The organism is Paenibacillus sp. GYB006, assembly GCF_036577645.1.
Lineage (GTDB): Bacteria > Bacillota > Bacilli > Paenibacillales > Paenibacillaceae > Paenibacillus.
The window spans coordinates 15,810-32,577 of sequence record NZ_JARBDA010000021.1; the positions used below are offsets into that span (position 1 = coordinate 15,810).

The following is a 16,768-nucleotide window of genomic DNA, read 5'->3' on the forward strand; positions in this document are numbered from 1 at the left end:
TTCAAATTTAAATCCTGCCTGCAGCTACAAAAAGAACCTGATTCTTGATAGAAACAAGGAATTTGTGCACGGCACGCATAAAAACACCCCTTAAATCCCTGACTAATAAAAAATCAGGAGGTTTAAAGGGTGTAATCTTTACGGAGATTTTTTATCTGCGTAATAAATAAAGATTTGGAAGCAAAAAGTTTACTTCACAAATCCAAGCAACATCTCACGAAGGAGCTTCGCTGCCACAATCGGAGTCTGCTGTGTAGGATCATAGATTGGAGCTACTTCTACCACGTCAAAACCTACCACATTTACATTTGATCCAGCAATCGCATGGATTGCTTCCAAAAGTTCTTTAGAAGTAATTCCGCCTGCCTCCGCTGTCCCCGTCCCCGGTGCTGCAGAGGGATCAAGCACATCAATATCAATGGTAACGTAGACAGGTCGATTGCCCATAGAAGGAAGTTCTTTCTTCAACGGCTCGGCCACATCGAACGGATGGAAGTTAATATGCTCACGTGCATACTGGAACTCTTCTCTGGAACCGGAACGGATACCAAATTGATAGATATTCTTTCCACCCATAAGCTCAGCAGCTTTACGAATTGGAGTAGAGTGAGATAGCGGCTCTCCTTCATATTGATCACGAAGATCAGCATGAGCGTCAATATGAATGATCGCAAGATCAGGATATTTTTTATAAGTTGCTTCAATTACCGGCCAAGTCACGAGATGCTCTCCGCCTAGACCAACTGGAATTTTATCATCCGCAAGCAAACCTTCGACATATTCACGAATCACATCGAGACTGCGGCTTGCATTACCAAAAGGAAGCAATAAATCTCCTGCATCATAATAATTCATATCTACAATACTTTTATCGAGATAAGGACTATACTCCTCAAGTCCAACCGAAGCCTGACGAATATGTGCTGGGCCAAAACGAGAACCTGGGCGGAAGCTTACCGTGTAATCCATAGGCATGCCATAAATAACAGCTTTAGCTCCCGCATAATCTTCAGAACTGCATATAAACACGTTGCCTGAATAGGCTTGATCAAGCTTCATCTGTAAAAGACCTCCTCTATTTAATCAAATCTTCTACAAATTTAGGCAGTACGAATGCTGCTTTGTGAAGACGCGGTGTATAGTATTTTGTATCCATTTCAGGAATTGCACTCTCATCCACTTCAAGCGGATCATATTTCTTGCTTCCCATAGTGAAAGTCCACAGTCCACTTGGATAGGTTGGGATATTCGCAGCGTATACACGAACAATCGGGAATACTTCCTTCACGTCTTTGTTCACACTTTGAATTAAATCTGCCTTAAACCAAGGATTGTCCGTTTGAGCAACAAAAATTCCATCCTCTTTTAAAGCTTCATAAATTCCTTGATAGAATCCACGTGTAAAGAGATTAGCTGCAGGACCCACTGGTTCAGTGGAGTCTACCATAATAACATCATAAGTATTCTTATGATCATGAATGTGCATGAAACCATCGTTTACAAGCACTTCAACACGAGGATCTTCTAGCCCACCCGCAATGCTTGGCAAATATTTTTTGGAATATTCAATAACTTTTCCATCGATATCAACCAGGACTGCCTTTTTCACCTGCGGGTGTTTTAGTACTTCGCGAATAACTCCGCCGTCTCCGCCGCCAACAACAAGAACCTGTTCTGGGTTTGGATGTGTATATAGAACCGGATGCGCAACCATTTCATGATATACGAATTCGTCTTTTTCTGTTGTCATTACCATACCATCAAGCAAAAGCATGTTGCCGAACTCTTCGGTTTTTACCATAGCCAAATCCTGAAAATCTGTCTTCTCACTTACATAAGTCTCTTTAATCTTCATTGTAATACCAAAATTTTCAGTTTGTTTCTCCGTAAACCACAATTCCATCGTTAACTACCTTCTCTCGAATAGAATAAGTGTTCAGCCGTCATATGATCGCCGTAAAATAGCCCTATATAGCAAGGGTTTCCTATGATTTAGGCCAGCTCAGCTGGAGTTCTCCATCGTAAACAGCGTTTACGAAGCGATATGGAAAAGACGTTCCTGGCTCGCACCAGTATGAATTCCGTTTCACTTCTAAATATTGTACTAAACGTAAATGCCTATAAACGCACTTTTGCATTATACGTTAAACCAGAAATAACTGTAAAGATATTGTGAAGAGATTTCACTCTGCGTCTTTTTATTGGTCTTTTTCATCCACTGATACTTCTTCTTCCTCTGCTAAAATACGCTTCTTCCCTCGAAGAACAGGGGCAAGTGCATCGTGAACGGTTCCTTTCCAGAGCGGGACGTCTGTACGATAGGCTGCCCGAGCATTAAGATGACCGGCAACAGGGGCTGTCATAAACACAAACAGAATACCTAAAAGAAGCCTTGCACTTATATACCCGTCAAATACAATAAAAAACAAGAAACTACCAAAAAGGATAGACAAAATCCCAAGTGTTGTACTCTTTGTCGCAGCATGAGCACGGAGATAAACATCTGGAAGTCGAATAAGTCCAAAGGCGCTCAGTACACTGATGATGGAACCAAACAGAACTAAGAGACCGATGAGTATACTAAAGATCGTCATCATTTTCGAGTACGACCCCCCTTTCGATAAATCTTGCAAAGGCGACTGTACTAATGAAAGCCAAAATGCCAATAAGCAAAATAATATCTACATAAGCCTGTGTATGAAGCAGCATAGAGAGAACCGCCACACTTCCTATGAGCTGAATTCCTATCGTGTCGAGTGCAGTAATTCGATCTGCCATAGAAGGACCTTTTAGTATCCGATATAGACAGCCGATTATTGAGATACCTAATAGAAGTAAAGAAATATTTAGAATAACTTGCAGCATTATCTCGTCACCTCCATTATGGCTTTTTCAAAGGAATCCCGAATGCTTGAAACCATTTCCTCTTCGTCAGACATGTTAAAGGCATGGATATATAAGGTGCGTTTGTTTTTTGAAATTTCCAGCGCAAGTGTCCCCGGTGTTAAAGAGATAAATAGAAATAAAAGCATAATTTCAAAGTCCGAAGTCAGCTCCGTCCGATACTTAAAAGTACCTGGGGTAATATCGAGCTTCGGTTTAAGTATGGCCCCAATCACCTGAAATGACGAACGGAACAGTTGTACTAGAAGCATTTTCAGCAGTTTGATGACAGCCCAGATACGAACAAGGTAGAACGGAGTGGGGAAAAAGCGCCGGAAGATTCCAATAATCAAAAGACCTAGTACATATCCTGTCACGAAACCGGCTCCAGTCCAGGATTGATTCAAAAGCATCCATAAGAAGGCGATGATCAGATTAAGTATGATTTGTCGTGCCATCGATCACCACTCCTTCAAAACGTTATCAATATAAAGGTTAGGATCTATCAGTACGTGTGCTGCTGTAGAGAGTGCAGGATAAAGAACTTCAGCAAATATTCCTATTCCAATGATCAGAATAAACAGGAACCCTGACGGAACAAGCAGCTGGTTTACAGAAATCTGTGTTGTCCCTCCGTGGATCGTCTTATCACTGCCCCAAAATGCATAGATGAACACCCGCAGCACAGAGTACAGCATAATAAAACTCGCAATGACAGCAATGGCTGTAAGCCCATAGAGACCTGCATCAAGTCCGCCTTCAAACAACATCAGTTTACCTGGAAATCCACTAAGCGGCGGTACTCCGGCAAGAGCAAGTGCGGTAACAAAGAACATCCAGCCGAGTAAAGGATATTTTTTAATCATCCCGCCCATATTGTTCAAATTTGATGTACCCGCAGCAGCAATGAGTGCTCCTCCGAGCAAGAAGAGCAATGATTTGATAATCATGTCATGTATGAGATAAAACATCAGACCTTCAAGTGCCAGCTTATTGCCTGCTGCCATACCAAAAGCAACAAATCCAACACCCGCTACGACATTGTAGACAAGTATTTTGTTAACGTCCTTATAAGCGATCGCTCCAATAACCCCGAGCAACATTGTCGCTCCTGCCATCCAGCCAATAATAGCATTTGTAAATTGCAGATCATGATAGAAGATTAACGTGAAGACTCTTACGATGGCATATAGACCTACTTTGGTCAGCAAACCGGCGAATAAGGCAGTGACAAGTGCCGGCGGCGCTGCGTACGATCCAGATAGCCAGAAAAAGAGAAACAGCCCCGCTTTAATGCTGAAGATAAGCAAAAACAATAAAGCAATGACACCTAAAATCCCATCTTGACCAACTTCAGCTACCCGTACAGACAGATGCGCCATATTAATGGTTCCTGTCACAGAGTACAAGTATCCAATAGCTACTACTAGTAAAGATGACGAAACCATATTAATGAGTACATATTTCAGTGACTCTCTAAGCTGACGTTCTGTATTTCCCAGTACCAAAAGCGCATAGGAGGAAATCAGCATCAGCTCGAAGCAAACAAACAAATTAAATAGATCACCTGTTAGAAAAGATCCATTTACACCCGCCATTAAAAATTGAAAAAATACATAAAAGTGATGTTTCTCCCGCTCTTCTGTAATGCTGTGAAAAGCATAAAAAGTACAGGCAACCGAAATAACGGAAGACACCAACACTAATAAAGAAGCAAGTGTATCTGCAACAAATACAATGCCGTATGGAGCTGCCCATCCCCCCATATTAAGAAACTGAAGCCCTGATGTGGACACCGTATAGAATAAAAAAGCGGTAACCAAGAGCGTAACTATTGAACCAATTCCACTAATTAGGCGCTGCATCCGGACTGATTTCATAAAGAAAATGAGCAAAATTCCGGTTAGTACAGGCAAGAAGATGGGCAGAACAACCACATTATTCATATTTCGGCCCCCTTACTTCTTCCATATCGTCCGTTTTTAACTTCAAATAGGATCGATACGCAAGGACGAAGAAGAATGCCAGAAGTCCAAAGTTAATAACTATAGAGGTTAGAATTAATGCCTGTGGCAGCGGATCTACGTAATTCTCGGCCTTCTCTCCTAAAAGGGGAGGTGCTCCCGTTTTTAGACGGGCCATGGTCATCAGGAGTAAATGTACACCATGGGTTAACAAGGAAAGACCTAGTACAAGACGAAGCAAACTCCTTGAGAGAATTAAATACACCCCTATAGCAAACAGAATACCTACGGTAACACTCATAATAATTTCCATAACTAACGGTCCTCCCCGATCTGTAAGATGATCGTCATGGTGACACCCAAGACAGCCATAAACACTCCAGTCTCAAATAGGGTAGCTGTCGTTAATTCCACTTCTCCCAGCAAAGGAATATCGAAATATCCAAATGCCTGACTCATAAATGGTAAGTCAAAGACAAAGGAACCAGCCGCTGTTGCCAAAGAGATTAAGAGCCCGCAGGCAATAACTGTACGATAATCCACGGGTAGAATCCGGCGAAGCGTATCTGTATTAAACGCAATCGCTAATAGAACGAGAGCCGATGCGGTAACCAGTCCACTAATAAAGCCTCCTCCTGGTTGATGATGTCCCGCAAAGAACAGATAGAGCGCAAAGATAAGGATGATAAACACGATAATTTTAGTACTCATCTGCAGGAACACATCGTTACTGCGAAGTGATACACTGTTCCAACTCTCCGGATTCGAGTTACTTTTCTCTTTTTCCGTTGATTCTTGCTTCTCCTTTGCGAGTGTAAAATGAGAAGACCCCAAGTCTTTGCCATTCAAATTAAGATTAATCATGGAATAAATAGCAAGTGCTGCTACGCCTAAGACCATAATTTCAAGTAATGTATCAAAACCTCTAAAATCAACCAGCAGTACATTAACAATATTTTTTCCGCCTGCTAGGTTGTAACTTTCCTTCGTATAGAATTCAGATATGGTTTCAAGCTGTGTCGTCCCGCTAGCAGCAAGAGCAATCAGCATGACAATAATACCTACACCAATAGAAATAATCAGATTTATAGACTTATATTTCTTGCTAGATTTCGGCGTAAGTTCAGGAAGATGATAGAAGCACAACAGAAAAAGTGCTACGGATACGGTTTCCACGACCATCTGGGTCAAGGCGAGGTCTGGTGCACGGAATAACACAAAGAACAAACTAACCAGATAACCAACCGCTCCTGTTAAAATAACAGCCGATAAGCGATGTTTAGCAAATGGTATACAGATCGCTGTAACGACGAGACCAACAAGTAAAATCGTTTCGTATAACTTAAAGGAATCATACCCACTGAAATTCCATTCAATATTCGTTGCATGATAGAAACCGTAGCTAATCAACACGATCATAAACACAAAGATATAGATGAGATAGTTCCGAACCGAACCATTCATATAGGTTTGAGTCCAGCGTTTAGAAAATCGATGCAAAGCTCGAAATATAGAGTTATAACCCTTGTTAATGGTATAAACAGGAATGTACTCTTCATACACCGTTTTCCAGCGGGGTAATAATTTATAAGAGATAACACCCAGTACAATGACTCCTACCGTCATCCATAATTCTGGAGTAAGACCATGCCAGAGATACAAATGGACATCAAACCGTTCCCCTTCAGCGAGGAGTGGAGATAATACGGAAGCCATTGCCGGTTCAATAATCGACGAGGATAAGATATCGGGATAAATACCGGTGATTAATACCATGGATACAAGAATAAGGGGAGGAATCAACATTCCAATTGGAGCTTCATGCAGCTTTTGGAGTGGAATATCTGTTTTGTTCTTACCAAGGAAGGTACGAAACACAATAACGAGCGAATAAATAAACGTCATTACACTACCGATCCAGGCAAGTACAGGAAAAATAATCCCCCATGTGCCAAGGCTAAATATAGAAAAGTCTGCTGCTTCGAGTGTAGCTTTGAAGAACATCTCCTTACTGACAAATCCATTAAATGGCGGCAGACCCGCCATAGAAAAGGTACCGATCAGCGCAACGGTAAATGTAAGCGGCATAACGGTAATTAACCCACCAAGTTTCCGGATATCACGTGTACCGGTCTCATGATCTACAATCCCTGCCATCATAAATAGGGAGCCTTTAAACAGCGCATGATTGAACAAATGCAGCAATCCTGCCATTGTAGCTGTAGTATAAAGCAGTGACTCTGAGCCATAACCAAAGTAGAGTGCGGCTGATCCTAGTCCAAACAAAGACATAATTAGCCCCAGCTGCGATATAGTGGAATACGCCAAGATTGCCTTTAAATCTGTTTTCTTTATGGCAATCAGCGCACCATAAACCATTGATATCGTTCCCACCAAAGATATGATCCAAAACCAAGTTGCTTCTCCGCCAAAAACAGGTGTAAACCTCGCAACAATATAAATTCCTGCTTTGACCATGGTTGCCGAGTGCAAGTATGCACTAACGGGTGTTGGCGCCTCCATTGCATCAGGCAGCCAAACATGGAACGGAAACTGCGCTGATTTGGTGAAAGCTCCTATAAGAATTAAAATAAGAGCAGGAACAAATAAATGATGTTCTGCAATATTAGATACAGATGCGATCGTCTCCCGAATACTGTAGGATCCGCTGATCAGATAAAGTAAGATAAATCCAGTTAACATGGCGAATCCACCAAAAACAGTAATCAGGAATGACTTACTCGCGCCGCGGATTGACGCTTCTTTCTTGTGATGAAAAGCAATAAGTAAAAAAGAAGCAATACTCGTTAGTTCCCAGAACCCATACAAAACCATCATATTGTCTGAAAGAACGACACCAAGCATGGCACCCATAAAAAGGAGCAGATACAGATAGAAACGATGCAAAGCCTGGTCTTGCTTCATATAATAAATGGAATACAGTACAACCAAAGAGCCAATACCAGTAATAAGCAGCGCTAACAATAGGCTTAACCCATCCAATAAAATGGTGAAATTAATTCCAAGGGATGGCATCCAATCTAGTGATTCACTAATCAAATTCCGGTTACTTATTTGTGGAATCAGGCTAAGAAAGTAGATCAGTAGGACAAGCGGGATGGTTAGAACTGCCCAGCCCAAGTGAAAGCTGCGAGACAAACGTTTCATAAAGGCTATCCCAACTCCAGCAAGAATGGGGAGCAGAATGGCCGCATGAATCAAGTACACAAGTACACCCCCTATGTAAAGTAAAGAATCGAAAAGTCATAGAGCAGAGTTAGCATGAACTAGACTTTATGTTAACCTTTACCCTAAATACCTGTGTAAAGAATCTGTATAAATCGTGAATAATGGATGAATTGTATTCCCATAATGAAATATAAGGCAGTTTTTTAGAAAGGAGACCTATGTGATGCCAGAATCTACAGATCAGTCAAAACCGCAATACTCTCGCACCAAAAAGATTCTGAAGTGGTTAGCAGGAATAACCGTACTGGGTCTGATATTTGCTGTTGTACTTCTTGTCTATCTATATGCGACTAGTCTTCCTCTTGCAGATAATGACCATAACTCCAGGCTTTTTGATATAGATGGTGAAGTTATTGCTACATTCTCTCCCGAGGGGAAAGATTCAATTCCCGTCAAGTTAGACCAAGTCTCACCCGATCTTACCCAGGCTACCATCTCGGTAGAAGATCGAAAGTTCTATTCTCATTTTGGGTTTGATTTAAAAGGAGTGGCTCGTGCCATTCTTGTAAATATAAAAGAGATGAACATGTCCCAAGGGGCTAGTACGATCACACAGCAGCTGGCAAGGAACTTGTACCTTTCTCATGAAAAAACGTGGTCCCGTAAAATTAAAGAGGCCATATACACGGCACAACTTGAAATGAAGTACACCAAAGATGAAATTTTACAAATGTATCTTAATGAAATCTACTACGGCCATGGCGCCTATGGTATTGAATCTGCAGCACAAATGTATTTTGGCAAGTCTGCAGCCGATTTAAATTTAGCAGAAAGTGCAATGCTTGCTGGTATTCCAAAAGGACCGACCTATTATTCTCCCTACAACAATATGAAGAAGGCGAAAGATCGGCAAAAGGTTGTACTGAATTCAATGGTCACTACCGGATCCATTACGCAAGAGGAAGCTGATGAGGCTTATAATGAAATGCTTGATATCAAGCCGAAAAGTCAGCCGAAGACAAATGAAAAAGCTTCCTATTTCCGAGACTATATTCGAAACGTAGTTGTTAAGGATCTGGGGATTGATTCAGCCAAATTAGAACATGGCGGTCTTAACATATACACCACCCTAGATATGCAGATGCAAGAAGCTGCTGAAGAAGCGATCGCTAACGGAATGGATAATGAAAGTGATCTTGAAGTAGGTTTGGTATCCATTGATCCGAGAAATGGATATGTGAAGGCCATGGTGGGAGGAACAGACTATAACTCCAGTCAGTACAACCATGCACTGGCGGATAATAGGCAGCCTGCATCTTCTTTTAAACCGATTATGTACTTGGCAGCCATTTCATCAAAACAGATGACAGCTATCTCACAATTCGATAGTAAACCGACTGTGTTCAAGTACGATAATGATCGTAAAACGTATGAGCCAAAAAACTTTGGCGATAAATATCTTGGACCCATTGATATGAGAAAAGCGATTGCCGTCTCTGATAATATTTATGCGGTGAGTACTCTTATGCAAATCGGAACGGACCCTATTATTGAAATGGCGAAAAAACTGGGGATTACGAGTTCACTTGATCCCGTACCATCGCTGGCGCTGGGTACATCGCCTGTCAGTCCTTTTGAGATGGCTTCCGCTTATTCAGTTCTTGCTAATGAGGGACTTCGAAATGCCCCTATAGCCGTGCTGAAAATTACGGACGCAGCAGACCGAATTGTATACAAAGTGCCGGAACAGACACCCGAACAAGTGGTAGACACTGCTTCTGCTTATGTAGTAACAAGTCTGCTTGAAAGTGTCTTTGATACAGGGGGAACAGCTCACCGGGTAGCAGATAAGATCAAGAGACCGGTTGCCGGAAAAACAGGCACCACAAGCTCAGATGCTTGGCTTGTAGGCTATACACCGGAATTATCAACAGCGGTATGGGTAGGATATGATAATAATCAGGAGATTACTACTTCTGAAAGCCGAAGAGCCGCTCCTATTTTTGCAGAGTATATGGAAAAAGCACTCGAAAATGTTCCACCGAAAATATTCCCGGTTCCTGAAGAAGTGGTTAGCGTCTATATCGACCCTTCTACCGGAAAACTTGCCGGGGAAAACTGCGAAAGCCGTAGACTTGAAGTGTTTGTCCGCGGTACAGAGCCTACGGAATACTGCGATGAACACGAAGCAGAACCGGGTTCAAACGGAGAAGAAGAAATTCAAAATGACCGAGATGATTCTTGGTGGAATCACTTCAAACGTTGGTGGACGAATTAAAGATCAATCGGGCTGTTCATTATTACAATATAAAGAGGGTTTCGGCTAAACGCCGAAACCCTCTTTTTTTGTTACCATTTAGTTCGTCTCTAATGCCTGTTTGAGCTCATCTGGAGCTGCATTCCACCAGTTTTCATTATGAGAAATAAGCAGATGCTTTAATGCTGCCTTATCTTCATTTCCTAGCTCATCTAACATGATACGACGCTTCATTGCATAATCCATTTTGTTTACATGGTCAGCGAGAATCTTCCAGCCGCGTTTTGCTTCCGTATCGATCAACATCTCACATGCTGTTGCTCCGGCATACATCTGACCTTCCGCAGTGCGATCTACCGCTACCCATACTAACCACACTTGCCGGCCATTCGGTACATCTGCTTTTTCCGTAGAAAATTTAATGCCGCGTTCTACCTTACTCTTTGCATGCATCGCACCAATATCAATGGTGGCAACGCCTCCATCAATGATAACAGGAGAAACATTATTCAAATCAATCGAACCTGAACCGAAACCTTTATGCTTACTCTTGCTATTCACAATATTTAAGGCAATCTGCTTCTTGCCAATTTGTCCGTTTTGCTCCATTTTTATGGCCTCCAAAAGTTGATACCAATATTTTAACTAATATTTCTCCGCTTGCAAACATATACATGCCTTAGATGCTTGTCAAGTGGGAGGTATTTAACGTATGACCCCAGTTCGCGCGAAAATTATTCTATCCTCTGTTCTTGCTATTTGTGTTCTCGGCGGCACACTGCTGCTCAGTTTAAGCCAAGCTCCATCTACGCAATCTGCCCTTGCGCCGATACCGGGCAATATAAATGCCCCAGTGCCTGCGCCCACAGAGGGAATTGTACAGACACCGCTTGCCGAGGTGCTTAGTGACCGAGTAGTTGAATATCACATTGATGTTCAACTAACAGAAGACCATGTCCTTAAAGGTACTTCTACCTTGACATGGACTCATCCAGGTAAAAAAACGGTGAGCGAGCTTTATTTTCATTTGTACCCCAATGCATTTGCCTCAGATGAGACAACCTTTATGAAAGAATCAGGAGGCAAACTCAGAGGAGATGCGATGCCGAAAGATGGTTACGGCTCTATGAAACTTACGGAAATTAAAACACCAGACGGTCTTTCTCTCCTCCATCGCATTCAATATGTACAACCCGATGACGGAAATATACATGATAAGAGTCTGGTCAAGGTCCGTTTGCCCAAGCCTGTAAAAGGGGGAGAATCCATCACCCTCCATATGTCCTTTGAAGTTGATATGCCCCGGATCTTTGCCCGGATGGGGACAGCAGATAACTTCGTTATGGCAGGCCAATGGTTTCCCAAACTAAGTGTCTATGAACCAGTCGGAACACGCAACCGAAAGACTGAAGGCTGGAATTTACATCAATATCACGGTAATTCCGAATTTTACTCAGACTTTGGGATTTATAGTGTACGCATCGCGGTACCTGCTAATTATACCGTAGCAGCAACCGGTTTCCCAACCAAACCTTATTATAAACAGAACGATCAGCGTATTTATCAATTCTATGCTGATGATGTTCATGACTTTGCTTGGGCCGCTTCCCCCGACTTTGTGGTTGTAGAAGAACCATTCTCTGCACCAAATGTACCTGGAGTCCGAATTAAGCTTTTTCTAGACCCTGCTCATGCTGATCTTAAAGATCGCTACTTGTATGCAGCTAAATCGGCACTATCCAATTTTAGCAAATGGTACGGTAAGTACCCGTATTCCACATTATCCATCGTAGTGCCTCCCAAAGCAGGAAATGGAGCCGGCGGAATGGAGTATCCTACCTTGATTACCGCCTTTGGCGCAGATGAAACATCGCCTGGTTATGAGCTGGAGCGAACCGTCATTCATGAAATTGGACATCAGTACTTCTATGGCATGATCGCAAGTAATGAATTTGAAGAAGCATGGCTTGATGAGGCCTTCACCTCCTATGCTGAGGAACGCTTAATGGAACAAGAATACGGTCTTTCACCCAACATCCCTTTGCAGTCTGGTTATATTACCTCTCCTGCCTCCCTCACGCAGGAAGCATGGAAATATGATTCGCAGCAGCATTATGCAGAAAATGTATACACTCGCGGCAAACTCATCTTGCGAGCCATTGAGCAGCAAATCGGCATCAAAAAAATGGACAAAGTAATGTCTGCCTATGCTGCCAAGTACCGTTTTAAACATCCAACGACGAAAGATTTCCAGACCGTTGTAGAACAAGTCACCCGCAAATCATGGGCTACTTTCTTTGATCAATATGTATACAGCAACATGATGGCTGACTTTGCCGTAGACTCGATTCAAGTTAAGGATCAAAGCACAGAAACGGAATCGAACTATATCTCAACTGTAAAATTGACTAAGAAAGCAGGAGACTACGCCGAAATCCCAGTAGTGTTTGCCTTTAAAGACGGTCATATGATTCGCAAGGAATGGGACGGCAAGGATGCAAATATTATCTACAATCTTACGTATAAGGAACCTATAGAATGGGTCATGGTAGACCCTTCCTACTCGATCGCCATTGAGAACAAGCATATTAATAACTATATGAGCGCTGAAGTAGAAGAAGAAATACAGACTCGGTTTAATATCAGTATTACGAAACTGATTGAAACCCTGCTTGGAAGTCTGTCATGGTGAGGTGGAGTCGATGAAAGTTTATGTATCAGAAGGATTCAAATCTATGAGAGAGCATTATTTTGTCGTATTGTTTCTTTTTATATACCAGCTGGTCTGGGGAATGTTTCTTTATAAGATTGTTTCTTCTGCTGTGGTTCCTCTGTTGATGCGCTATCCGGATCCTCCGCCTCATGAGCTCAGTAAGGTGCTGTTTTGGATGGAAGGTCAGCTTAGTTTATCGGTAAGCCCGCTAGTTCATCAGTACGCCTGGCTGCTATTCCTTATGTTCCTCATTCGAATGCTAATGACCCCGCTCATTCGGGCAGGTTTACTTCACAGTCTGCATGAACAAGGGAATACAGCAAAAGGTCTGGCTTTCTTTCAGGGCATTAAGAAACACTGGAAAAAAACATCTCTTCTTTATTTTATAGAAATCATCCTATTACTCATCCCTGCTTACTGGATTGTTCCTGTTATTCTCCCTAATCTTATTACAGCTATTTATAATCTGCCTGTTCTTACCAAAATCATTCCTTACCTTCTCTTGTGGATGATCTACGGCTATGCGATAAAGCAGCTGCTGCTTTACTGTCAGATTGGACTCATTGGAAAACGCAGCGGCTCTGTATCGATATGGATCTGTATCCGGTATGCCGTTCCCGTCACCTTGGTCTCCCTTTTGCTCGGCTTCATTACGCTAGCCATATTTGGTTCATTCACAGCTGTCTCCTTAATTTGGACGGGACTTCTAGCTCTGATTCTACAGCAATCCTATCATCTCATTCGATCCATTATGAATGTGTGGAAAATCAGCGCTCACTTCAGTCTCTGGAATTCAAAAACCAGCTCTGATAACTCCTGAAGTTAGCATGAATTACTTCTTACAAAAAGATAAGCCTAGCTCATTATCGTATGAGTCAGGCTTATTTTGTATTTTTTCCCTGAAAACGATTGCCAAATTTACACATATTCTGTTACAATAAGCCCAGAACATGTTGTGACAACTTTGTAATCTATTGTAACTAAATTGATCAAGCTTTTATTACATAATCATTTGATTGTTTTATGAATTGGAAATACATACGTCTTCACAGGTACATATCATCAGATACGCCAAATTCCTGGTACCTGGGAAGCGGGGGAACCATATTACGGGTGAATTGATCTCGCAACAGAGTGGTCATAGGGGAACCTTCTACCGAATCCTTAAGCTAACCTCGCAGGCATTGGAAGGAGTTTATTTTTTTGAAAAAGACATTAACTGCTGCAGCGCTAAGCCTAGCAATCGCATTATCCATTGGAACAGGGAGTGCATTTGCTGACTCCAAGATGGACAAGGTAATTGAAAGCGTTCAGGGAACAGATTATAAATACGGTGGAACTACACTTAGTGGTTTTGATTGTTCTGGTTTCACGATGTATGTATTCGAGAAGCTTGGGATCGAATTGCCAAGACAATCCGGTTCACAATTCAACATGGGTAAAGAAGTCTCTCTTTCTGATATTAGAACGGGCGATCTTGTATTCTTTAACACCAGCGGTAAAGGGGTATCCCATGTAGGAATTTTTGTTGGAGACGGTAAGTTTGCACATGCTTCTTCCTCTAAAGGTGTGACCATCAGTAAGCTTGACGAAAACTATTATGCAAAGCGTTATGTAGGTGCAAAGCGAATTATGAGTACAGAACAATTTGAAACAGCTACTATTGAGTAGTATTACAATATCATTACCCTAAGAACTCGACCTTGACTACTTTTTTTTAAAAAGTAATGAGGTTCGAGTTTTTTGTTTTCCCTACTACACACCATCGCTTGCCTTGCCTCTCTCTTACCCTGTAGAGTGTTAGGAAAGATAAATTTCAGATAAAGGAGTGATCCTATGACACAGGCGACCCCTATTTTCCGAGTCATGCCGATGACCGAAGAGCAAGCTGCGGAGATTAGTACCTGGAAGTACGACCCTCCCTATAATATATACGGCTGGCTGCCTTGGGATCAGATGAAAGCTTTAGAGATTGAGTTTGGAGACCCCGTGCTAAGAGCACAGCAATATGTATCTGTAGTAAGGGATCAAGAGATGCCTGCGCTATGCGGTTTTGCTCAACTTTTTCCTATGGAAGGAGTCACTCGCCTTGGTTTAGGTATGCGGCCCTCTTTGTGTGGCAATGGTTACGGCCAAGCCTTTGTGTCTTCTGTTGTACATGAGGCTCGAAAAAGGAATTCAAGCCATGTCATTGACTTGGAGGTGCTCACCTGGAATACGAGAGCCATCCGAGCATATGAAAAAGCCGGGTTTGTTATTGATGACACGTATGAGCGGCTGACCCCGGAAGGAACTCAATTGTTCCATTGCATGCTTTACAAAAAAACATGTCATATTTAGCTTTGTTTACTTATTCTCGCTTTTGTTTAAATATTTACCATAAAATACTATGAACCTGAAGCCGGAACCATTATAATGAAATAAGGAATGTACATAGTAGGAGGACACTACAAATGAAGAAATGGATCATGAGCGGTTTGTTTTTCTTCGCTTGCGCTTTTGCCCTCGTGTTAATGTTTACGGTAGAAGGAAGAGAACAAGAGATGGCAGAAGAAGCCGGACCCGTTATGCCCCAGGTAACTCTGGACGCTGCAAGTGCTGAGGAAAAAGCTAAAGGAAGCTGTATCTCTTGTCATGGAAACCAGCTTGAAGGAGGCGTAGGTCCTTCCTTGCAAAAAGTGGGTGCTGAATCCAATGCCGAGCAGCTTTATAAAACGATTAGTAAGGGTAAAGGCGGAGGCAAAATGCCTGCTTTTGAAGGACAACTTTCAGATGAAGAAATTGCCAACCTTGCTCTTTGGCTATCCGAGAAAAAGTGAACGAACAAAAACACGCCTTATCTTCTCCCTTCAGAGAGACGATAAGGCGTCTTTTCATTACACTTGCATCATTCTGTTGTATGCTTCGTTATATTGCTGAGCCTCTTTAATATCAATAGCAGTGATGCCACCAACGTCCCAGGAAGTAAGTCTTAATGTGACTACTTTATGGTCAATCGTAATGAAAGGGTGATGATTAAACGCTTCGGAGATCAAACCTACTTCATCCACAAAAGCTATGCCTTTCATAAAGTTGGTGAATATAAATTTGCGAACAATCCACCGACCTTCCTCGTACTCCCAACCTTCGAGTTTATCGAGATGAGCTTCTACTTCCTCTTGCGTAAAGACCATCGTTCAATCTAACCTCCCCTAATCAAAAAACGTATCCATATCAGCATGCCCGGTGCCTTTGTAGATACTCTAGCTTGTGGCTTAAATAGTATGCCCTACTGCACAAGCCTATCACTGGAAAATAGGAAGCCGTTCGCTTCCCGAACGGCTTTATTCGTGTTCCATCTTATCACGGAAGGAATGTTAAATCCAGTTGTAACCTGTTCCTTTAAATGAGGGATACAAAGTCGAGTTCATCATCCCCGATAAGAATATTTAGGCGATGGAGTTCCTGATCATGAATAACAACCCCGCTGCCAACGCTAATCATTTTCTCAGATCCCAATGCGTAGAATAGATCCTCTGCAAGTGCTTCATCTACTTCCAAACGATCTTTTTCCCCCAGTCTCGCCCAATCTTCTTCCTCCATCTCGAAAAAGATATACCGATCCGGTATTTTTCCAAGAGCCTGTATTAAATCTTGCAAAATATCATTATACTCGCGTCCATGTTTTACACCCATTTGAATGTTCACTCCATTTCCATATCGTAGTTCTATTATACCGAAAATAAACCTTCATAAAAACGAATCACATGTCGATAAATAAAA

General features: G+C 42.1%; 17 protein-coding genes and 1 riboswitch. Of the genes, 6 read left to right on the forward strand and 11 right to left on the reverse strand.

From position 1 onward, the window contains the following. Positions 1 to 189: 189 nt before the first annotated feature. The 8 genes from speB to PV403_RS22760 form a co-directional block, all read right to left on the reverse strand. Positions 190 to 1,059: an agmatinase gene (gene speB / locus PV403_RS22725; protein ID WP_213535806.1), complete on the reverse strand. Its 870-nt coding sequence runs from the start codon at positions 1,057 to 1,059 to the stop codon at positions 190 to 192. A gap of 16 nt (positions 1,060 to 1,075) precedes the next feature. After that, a complete protein-coding gene (gene speE / locus PV403_RS22730) occupies positions 1,076 to 1,903 on the reverse strand; it encodes a polyamine aminopropyltransferase (protein WP_213535804.1) in 828 nt (275 codons plus the stop codon). 295 nt (positions 1,904 to 2,198) lie between these two features. Continuing rightward, on the reverse strand, positions 2,199 to 2,597 hold the full coding sequence (gene mnhG / locus PV403_RS22735) for a monovalent cation/H(+) antiporter subunit G (RefSeq protein ID WP_213535795.1): 399 nt from the start codon (positions 2,595 to 2,597) through the stop codon (positions 2,199 to 2,201). Next, positions 2,581 to 2,865: a Na(+)/H(+) antiporter subunit F1 gene (locus PV403_RS22740; RefSeq protein ID WP_160034317.1), complete on the reverse strand. Its 285-nt coding sequence runs from the start codon at positions 2,863 to 2,865 to the stop codon at positions 2,581 to 2,583. The genes mnhG and PV403_RS22740 overlap by 17 nt, the downstream gene beginning before the upstream one ends. Continuing rightward, positions 2,865 to 3,341, reverse strand: coding sequence for a Na+/H+ antiporter subunit E (locus PV403_RS22745; protein ID WP_332086072.1), 477 nt, complete (start codon positions 3,339 to 3,341; stop codon positions 2,865 to 2,867). The genes PV403_RS22740 and PV403_RS22745 overlap by 1 nt, the downstream gene beginning before the upstream one ends. Positions 3,342 to 3,344: 3 nt before the next feature. Further along, positions 3,345 to 4,829, reverse strand: a complete 1,485-nt coding sequence (locus tag PV403_RS22750; protein WP_332086073.1) for a Na+/H+ antiporter subunit D — start codon at positions 4,827 to 4,829, stop codon at positions 3,345 to 3,347. Continuing rightward, a complete protein-coding gene (locus tag PV403_RS22755) occupies positions 4,822 to 5,160 on the reverse strand; it encodes a Na(+)/H(+) antiporter subunit C (protein WP_160034311.1) in 339 nt (112 codons plus the stop codon). Before PV403_RS22755 ends, PV403_RS22750 begins: the two co-directional genes overlap by 8 nt. A gap of 2 nt (positions 5,161 to 5,162) precedes the next feature. Continuing rightward, on the reverse strand, positions 5,163 to 8,075 hold the full coding sequence (locus PV403_RS22760; RefSeq protein WP_332086074.1) for a Na+/H+ antiporter subunit A: 2,913 nt from the start codon (positions 8,073 to 8,075) through the stop codon (positions 5,163 to 5,165). Positions 8,076 to 8,259: 184 nt separating this feature from the next. Here PV403_RS22760 and PV403_RS22765 point away from each other — a divergent pair, with 184 nt between their 5' ends. After that, positions 8,260 to 10,314 (forward strand): transglycosylase domain-containing protein, encoded by a 2,055-nt coding sequence (locus PV403_RS22765; RefSeq protein ID WP_213535787.1) that lies wholly within the window; start codon positions 8,260 to 8,262, stop codon positions 10,312 to 10,314. A gap of 78 nt (positions 10,315 to 10,392) precedes the next feature. Here the strand turns inward: PV403_RS22765 and PV403_RS22770 are convergent, their stop codons facing one another. Continuing rightward, entirely contained in the window at positions 10,393 to 10,902 is a 510-nt protein-coding gene (locus tag PV403_RS22770; protein WP_213535785.1) for a YwhD family protein, read from the reverse strand. A 103-nt stretch (positions 10,903 to 11,005) separates the two neighbouring features. Between PV403_RS22770 and PV403_RS22775 the strand changes: the two genes are divergently transcribed. From PV403_RS22775 to PV403_RS22795, 5 genes are all read left to right on the forward strand, one after another. Continuing rightward, positions 11,006 to 12,985 (forward strand): M1 family metallopeptidase, encoded by a 1,980-nt coding sequence (locus PV403_RS22775; RefSeq protein ID WP_332086075.1) that lies wholly within the window; start codon positions 11,006 to 11,008, stop codon positions 12,983 to 12,985. Positions 12,986 to 12,995: 10 nt separating this feature from the next. After that, positions 12,996 to 13,826 carry a hypothetical protein gene (locus PV403_RS22780; RefSeq protein WP_332086076.1) on the forward strand — a complete coding sequence of 277 codons (831 nt, stop codon included), beginning with the start codon at positions 12,996 to 12,998 and terminating at the stop codon, positions 13,824 to 13,826. A gap of 239 nt (positions 13,827 to 14,065) precedes the next feature. Further along, a riboswitch (cyclic di-AMP (ydaO/yuaA leader) is annotated at positions 14,066 to 14,205 on the forward strand. A gap of 4 nt (positions 14,206 to 14,209) precedes the next feature. Next, positions 14,210 to 14,677 carry a C40 family peptidase gene (locus tag PV403_RS22785; protein ID WP_332086077.1) on the forward strand — a complete coding sequence of 156 codons (468 nt, stop codon included), beginning with the start codon at positions 14,210 to 14,212 and terminating at the stop codon, positions 14,675 to 14,677. A gap of 165 nt (positions 14,678 to 14,842) precedes the next feature. After that, positions 14,843 to 15,346, forward strand: coding sequence for a GNAT family N-acetyltransferase (locus tag PV403_RS22790; RefSeq protein WP_332086078.1), 504 nt, complete (start codon positions 14,843 to 14,845; stop codon positions 15,344 to 15,346). Positions 15,347 to 15,459: 113 nt separating this feature from the next. After that, positions 15,460 to 15,825, forward strand: coding sequence for a c-type cytochrome (locus PV403_RS22795; RefSeq protein WP_213535775.1), 366 nt, complete (start codon positions 15,460 to 15,462; stop codon positions 15,823 to 15,825). 57 nt (positions 15,826 to 15,882) lie between these two features. On the opposite strand, the gene PV403_RS22800 is transcribed toward PV403_RS22795, so the two are convergent. Together PV403_RS22800 and PV403_RS22805 are read right to left on the reverse strand one after the other, a co-directional pair. After that, positions 15,883 to 16,179 carry a 4a-hydroxytetrahydrobiopterin dehydratase gene (locus PV403_RS22800; protein ID WP_213535773.1) on the reverse strand — a complete coding sequence of 99 codons (297 nt, stop codon included), beginning with the start codon at positions 16,177 to 16,179 and terminating at the stop codon, positions 15,883 to 15,885. Positions 16,180 to 16,387: 208 nt separating this feature from the next. Then, positions 16,388 to 16,681 (reverse strand): hypothetical protein, encoded by a 294-nt coding sequence (locus tag PV403_RS22805; protein WP_213535771.1) that lies wholly within the window; start codon positions 16,679 to 16,681, stop codon positions 16,388 to 16,390. Positions 16,682 to 16,768 lie beyond the last annotated feature (87 nt).

Coding starts and splice junctions, on each gene's coding strand:
- PV403_RS22780 (WP_332086076.1), top strand. CDS start 12,996: ATGAAAGTTTATGTATCAGAAGGATTCAAATCTATGAGAGAGCATTAT.
- PV403_RS22765 (WP_213535787.1), top strand. CDS start 8,260: ATGCCAGAATCTACAGATCAGTCAAAACCGCAATACTCTCGCACCAAA.
- PV403_RS22795 (WP_213535775.1), top strand. CDS start 15,460: ATGAAGAAATGGATCATGAGCGGTTTGTTTTTCTTCGCTTGCGCTTTT.
- PV403_RS22740 (WP_160034317.1), bottom strand. CDS start 2,865: ATGCTGCAAGTTATTCTAAATATTTCTTTACTTCTATTAGGTATCTCA.
- PV403_RS22750 (WP_332086073.1), bottom strand. CDS start 4,829: ATGAATAATGTGGTTGTTCTGCCCATCTTCTTGCCTGTACTAACCGGA.
- PV403_RS22755 (WP_160034311.1), bottom strand. CDS start 5,160: ATGGAAATTATTATGAGTGTTACCGTAGGTATTCTGTTTGCTATAGGG.
- PV403_RS22805 (WP_213535771.1), bottom strand. CDS start 16,681: ATGGGTGTAAAACATGGACGCGAGTATAATGATATTTTGCAAGATTTA.
- mnhG (WP_213535795.1), bottom strand. CDS start 2,597: ATGATGACGATCTTTAGTATACTCATCGGTCTCTTAGTTCTGTTTGGT.
- PV403_RS22745 (WP_332086072.1), bottom strand. CDS start 3,341: ATGGCACGACAAATCATACTTAATCTGATCATCGCCTTCTTATGGATG.
- PV403_RS22800 (WP_213535773.1), bottom strand. CDS start 16,179: ATGGTCTTTACGCAAGAGGAAGTAGAAGCTCATCTCGATAAACTCGAA.
- PV403_RS22775 (WP_332086075.1), top strand. CDS start 11,006: ATGACCCCAGTTCGCGCGAAAATTATTCTATCCTCTGTTCTTGCTATT.
- speE (WP_213535804.1), bottom strand. CDS start 1,903: ATGGAATTGTGGTTTACGGAGAAACAAACTGAAAATTTTGGTATTACA.
- PV403_RS22770 (WP_213535785.1), bottom strand. CDS start 10,902: ATGGAGCAAAACGGACAAATTGGCAAGAAGCAGATTGCCTTAAATATT.
- speB (WP_213535806.1), bottom strand. CDS start 1,059: ATGAAGCTTGATCAAGCCTATTCAGGCAACGTGTTTATATGCAGTTCT.
- PV403_RS22790 (WP_332086078.1), top strand. CDS start 14,843: ATGACACAGGCGACCCCTATTTTCCGAGTCATGCCGATGACCGAAGAG.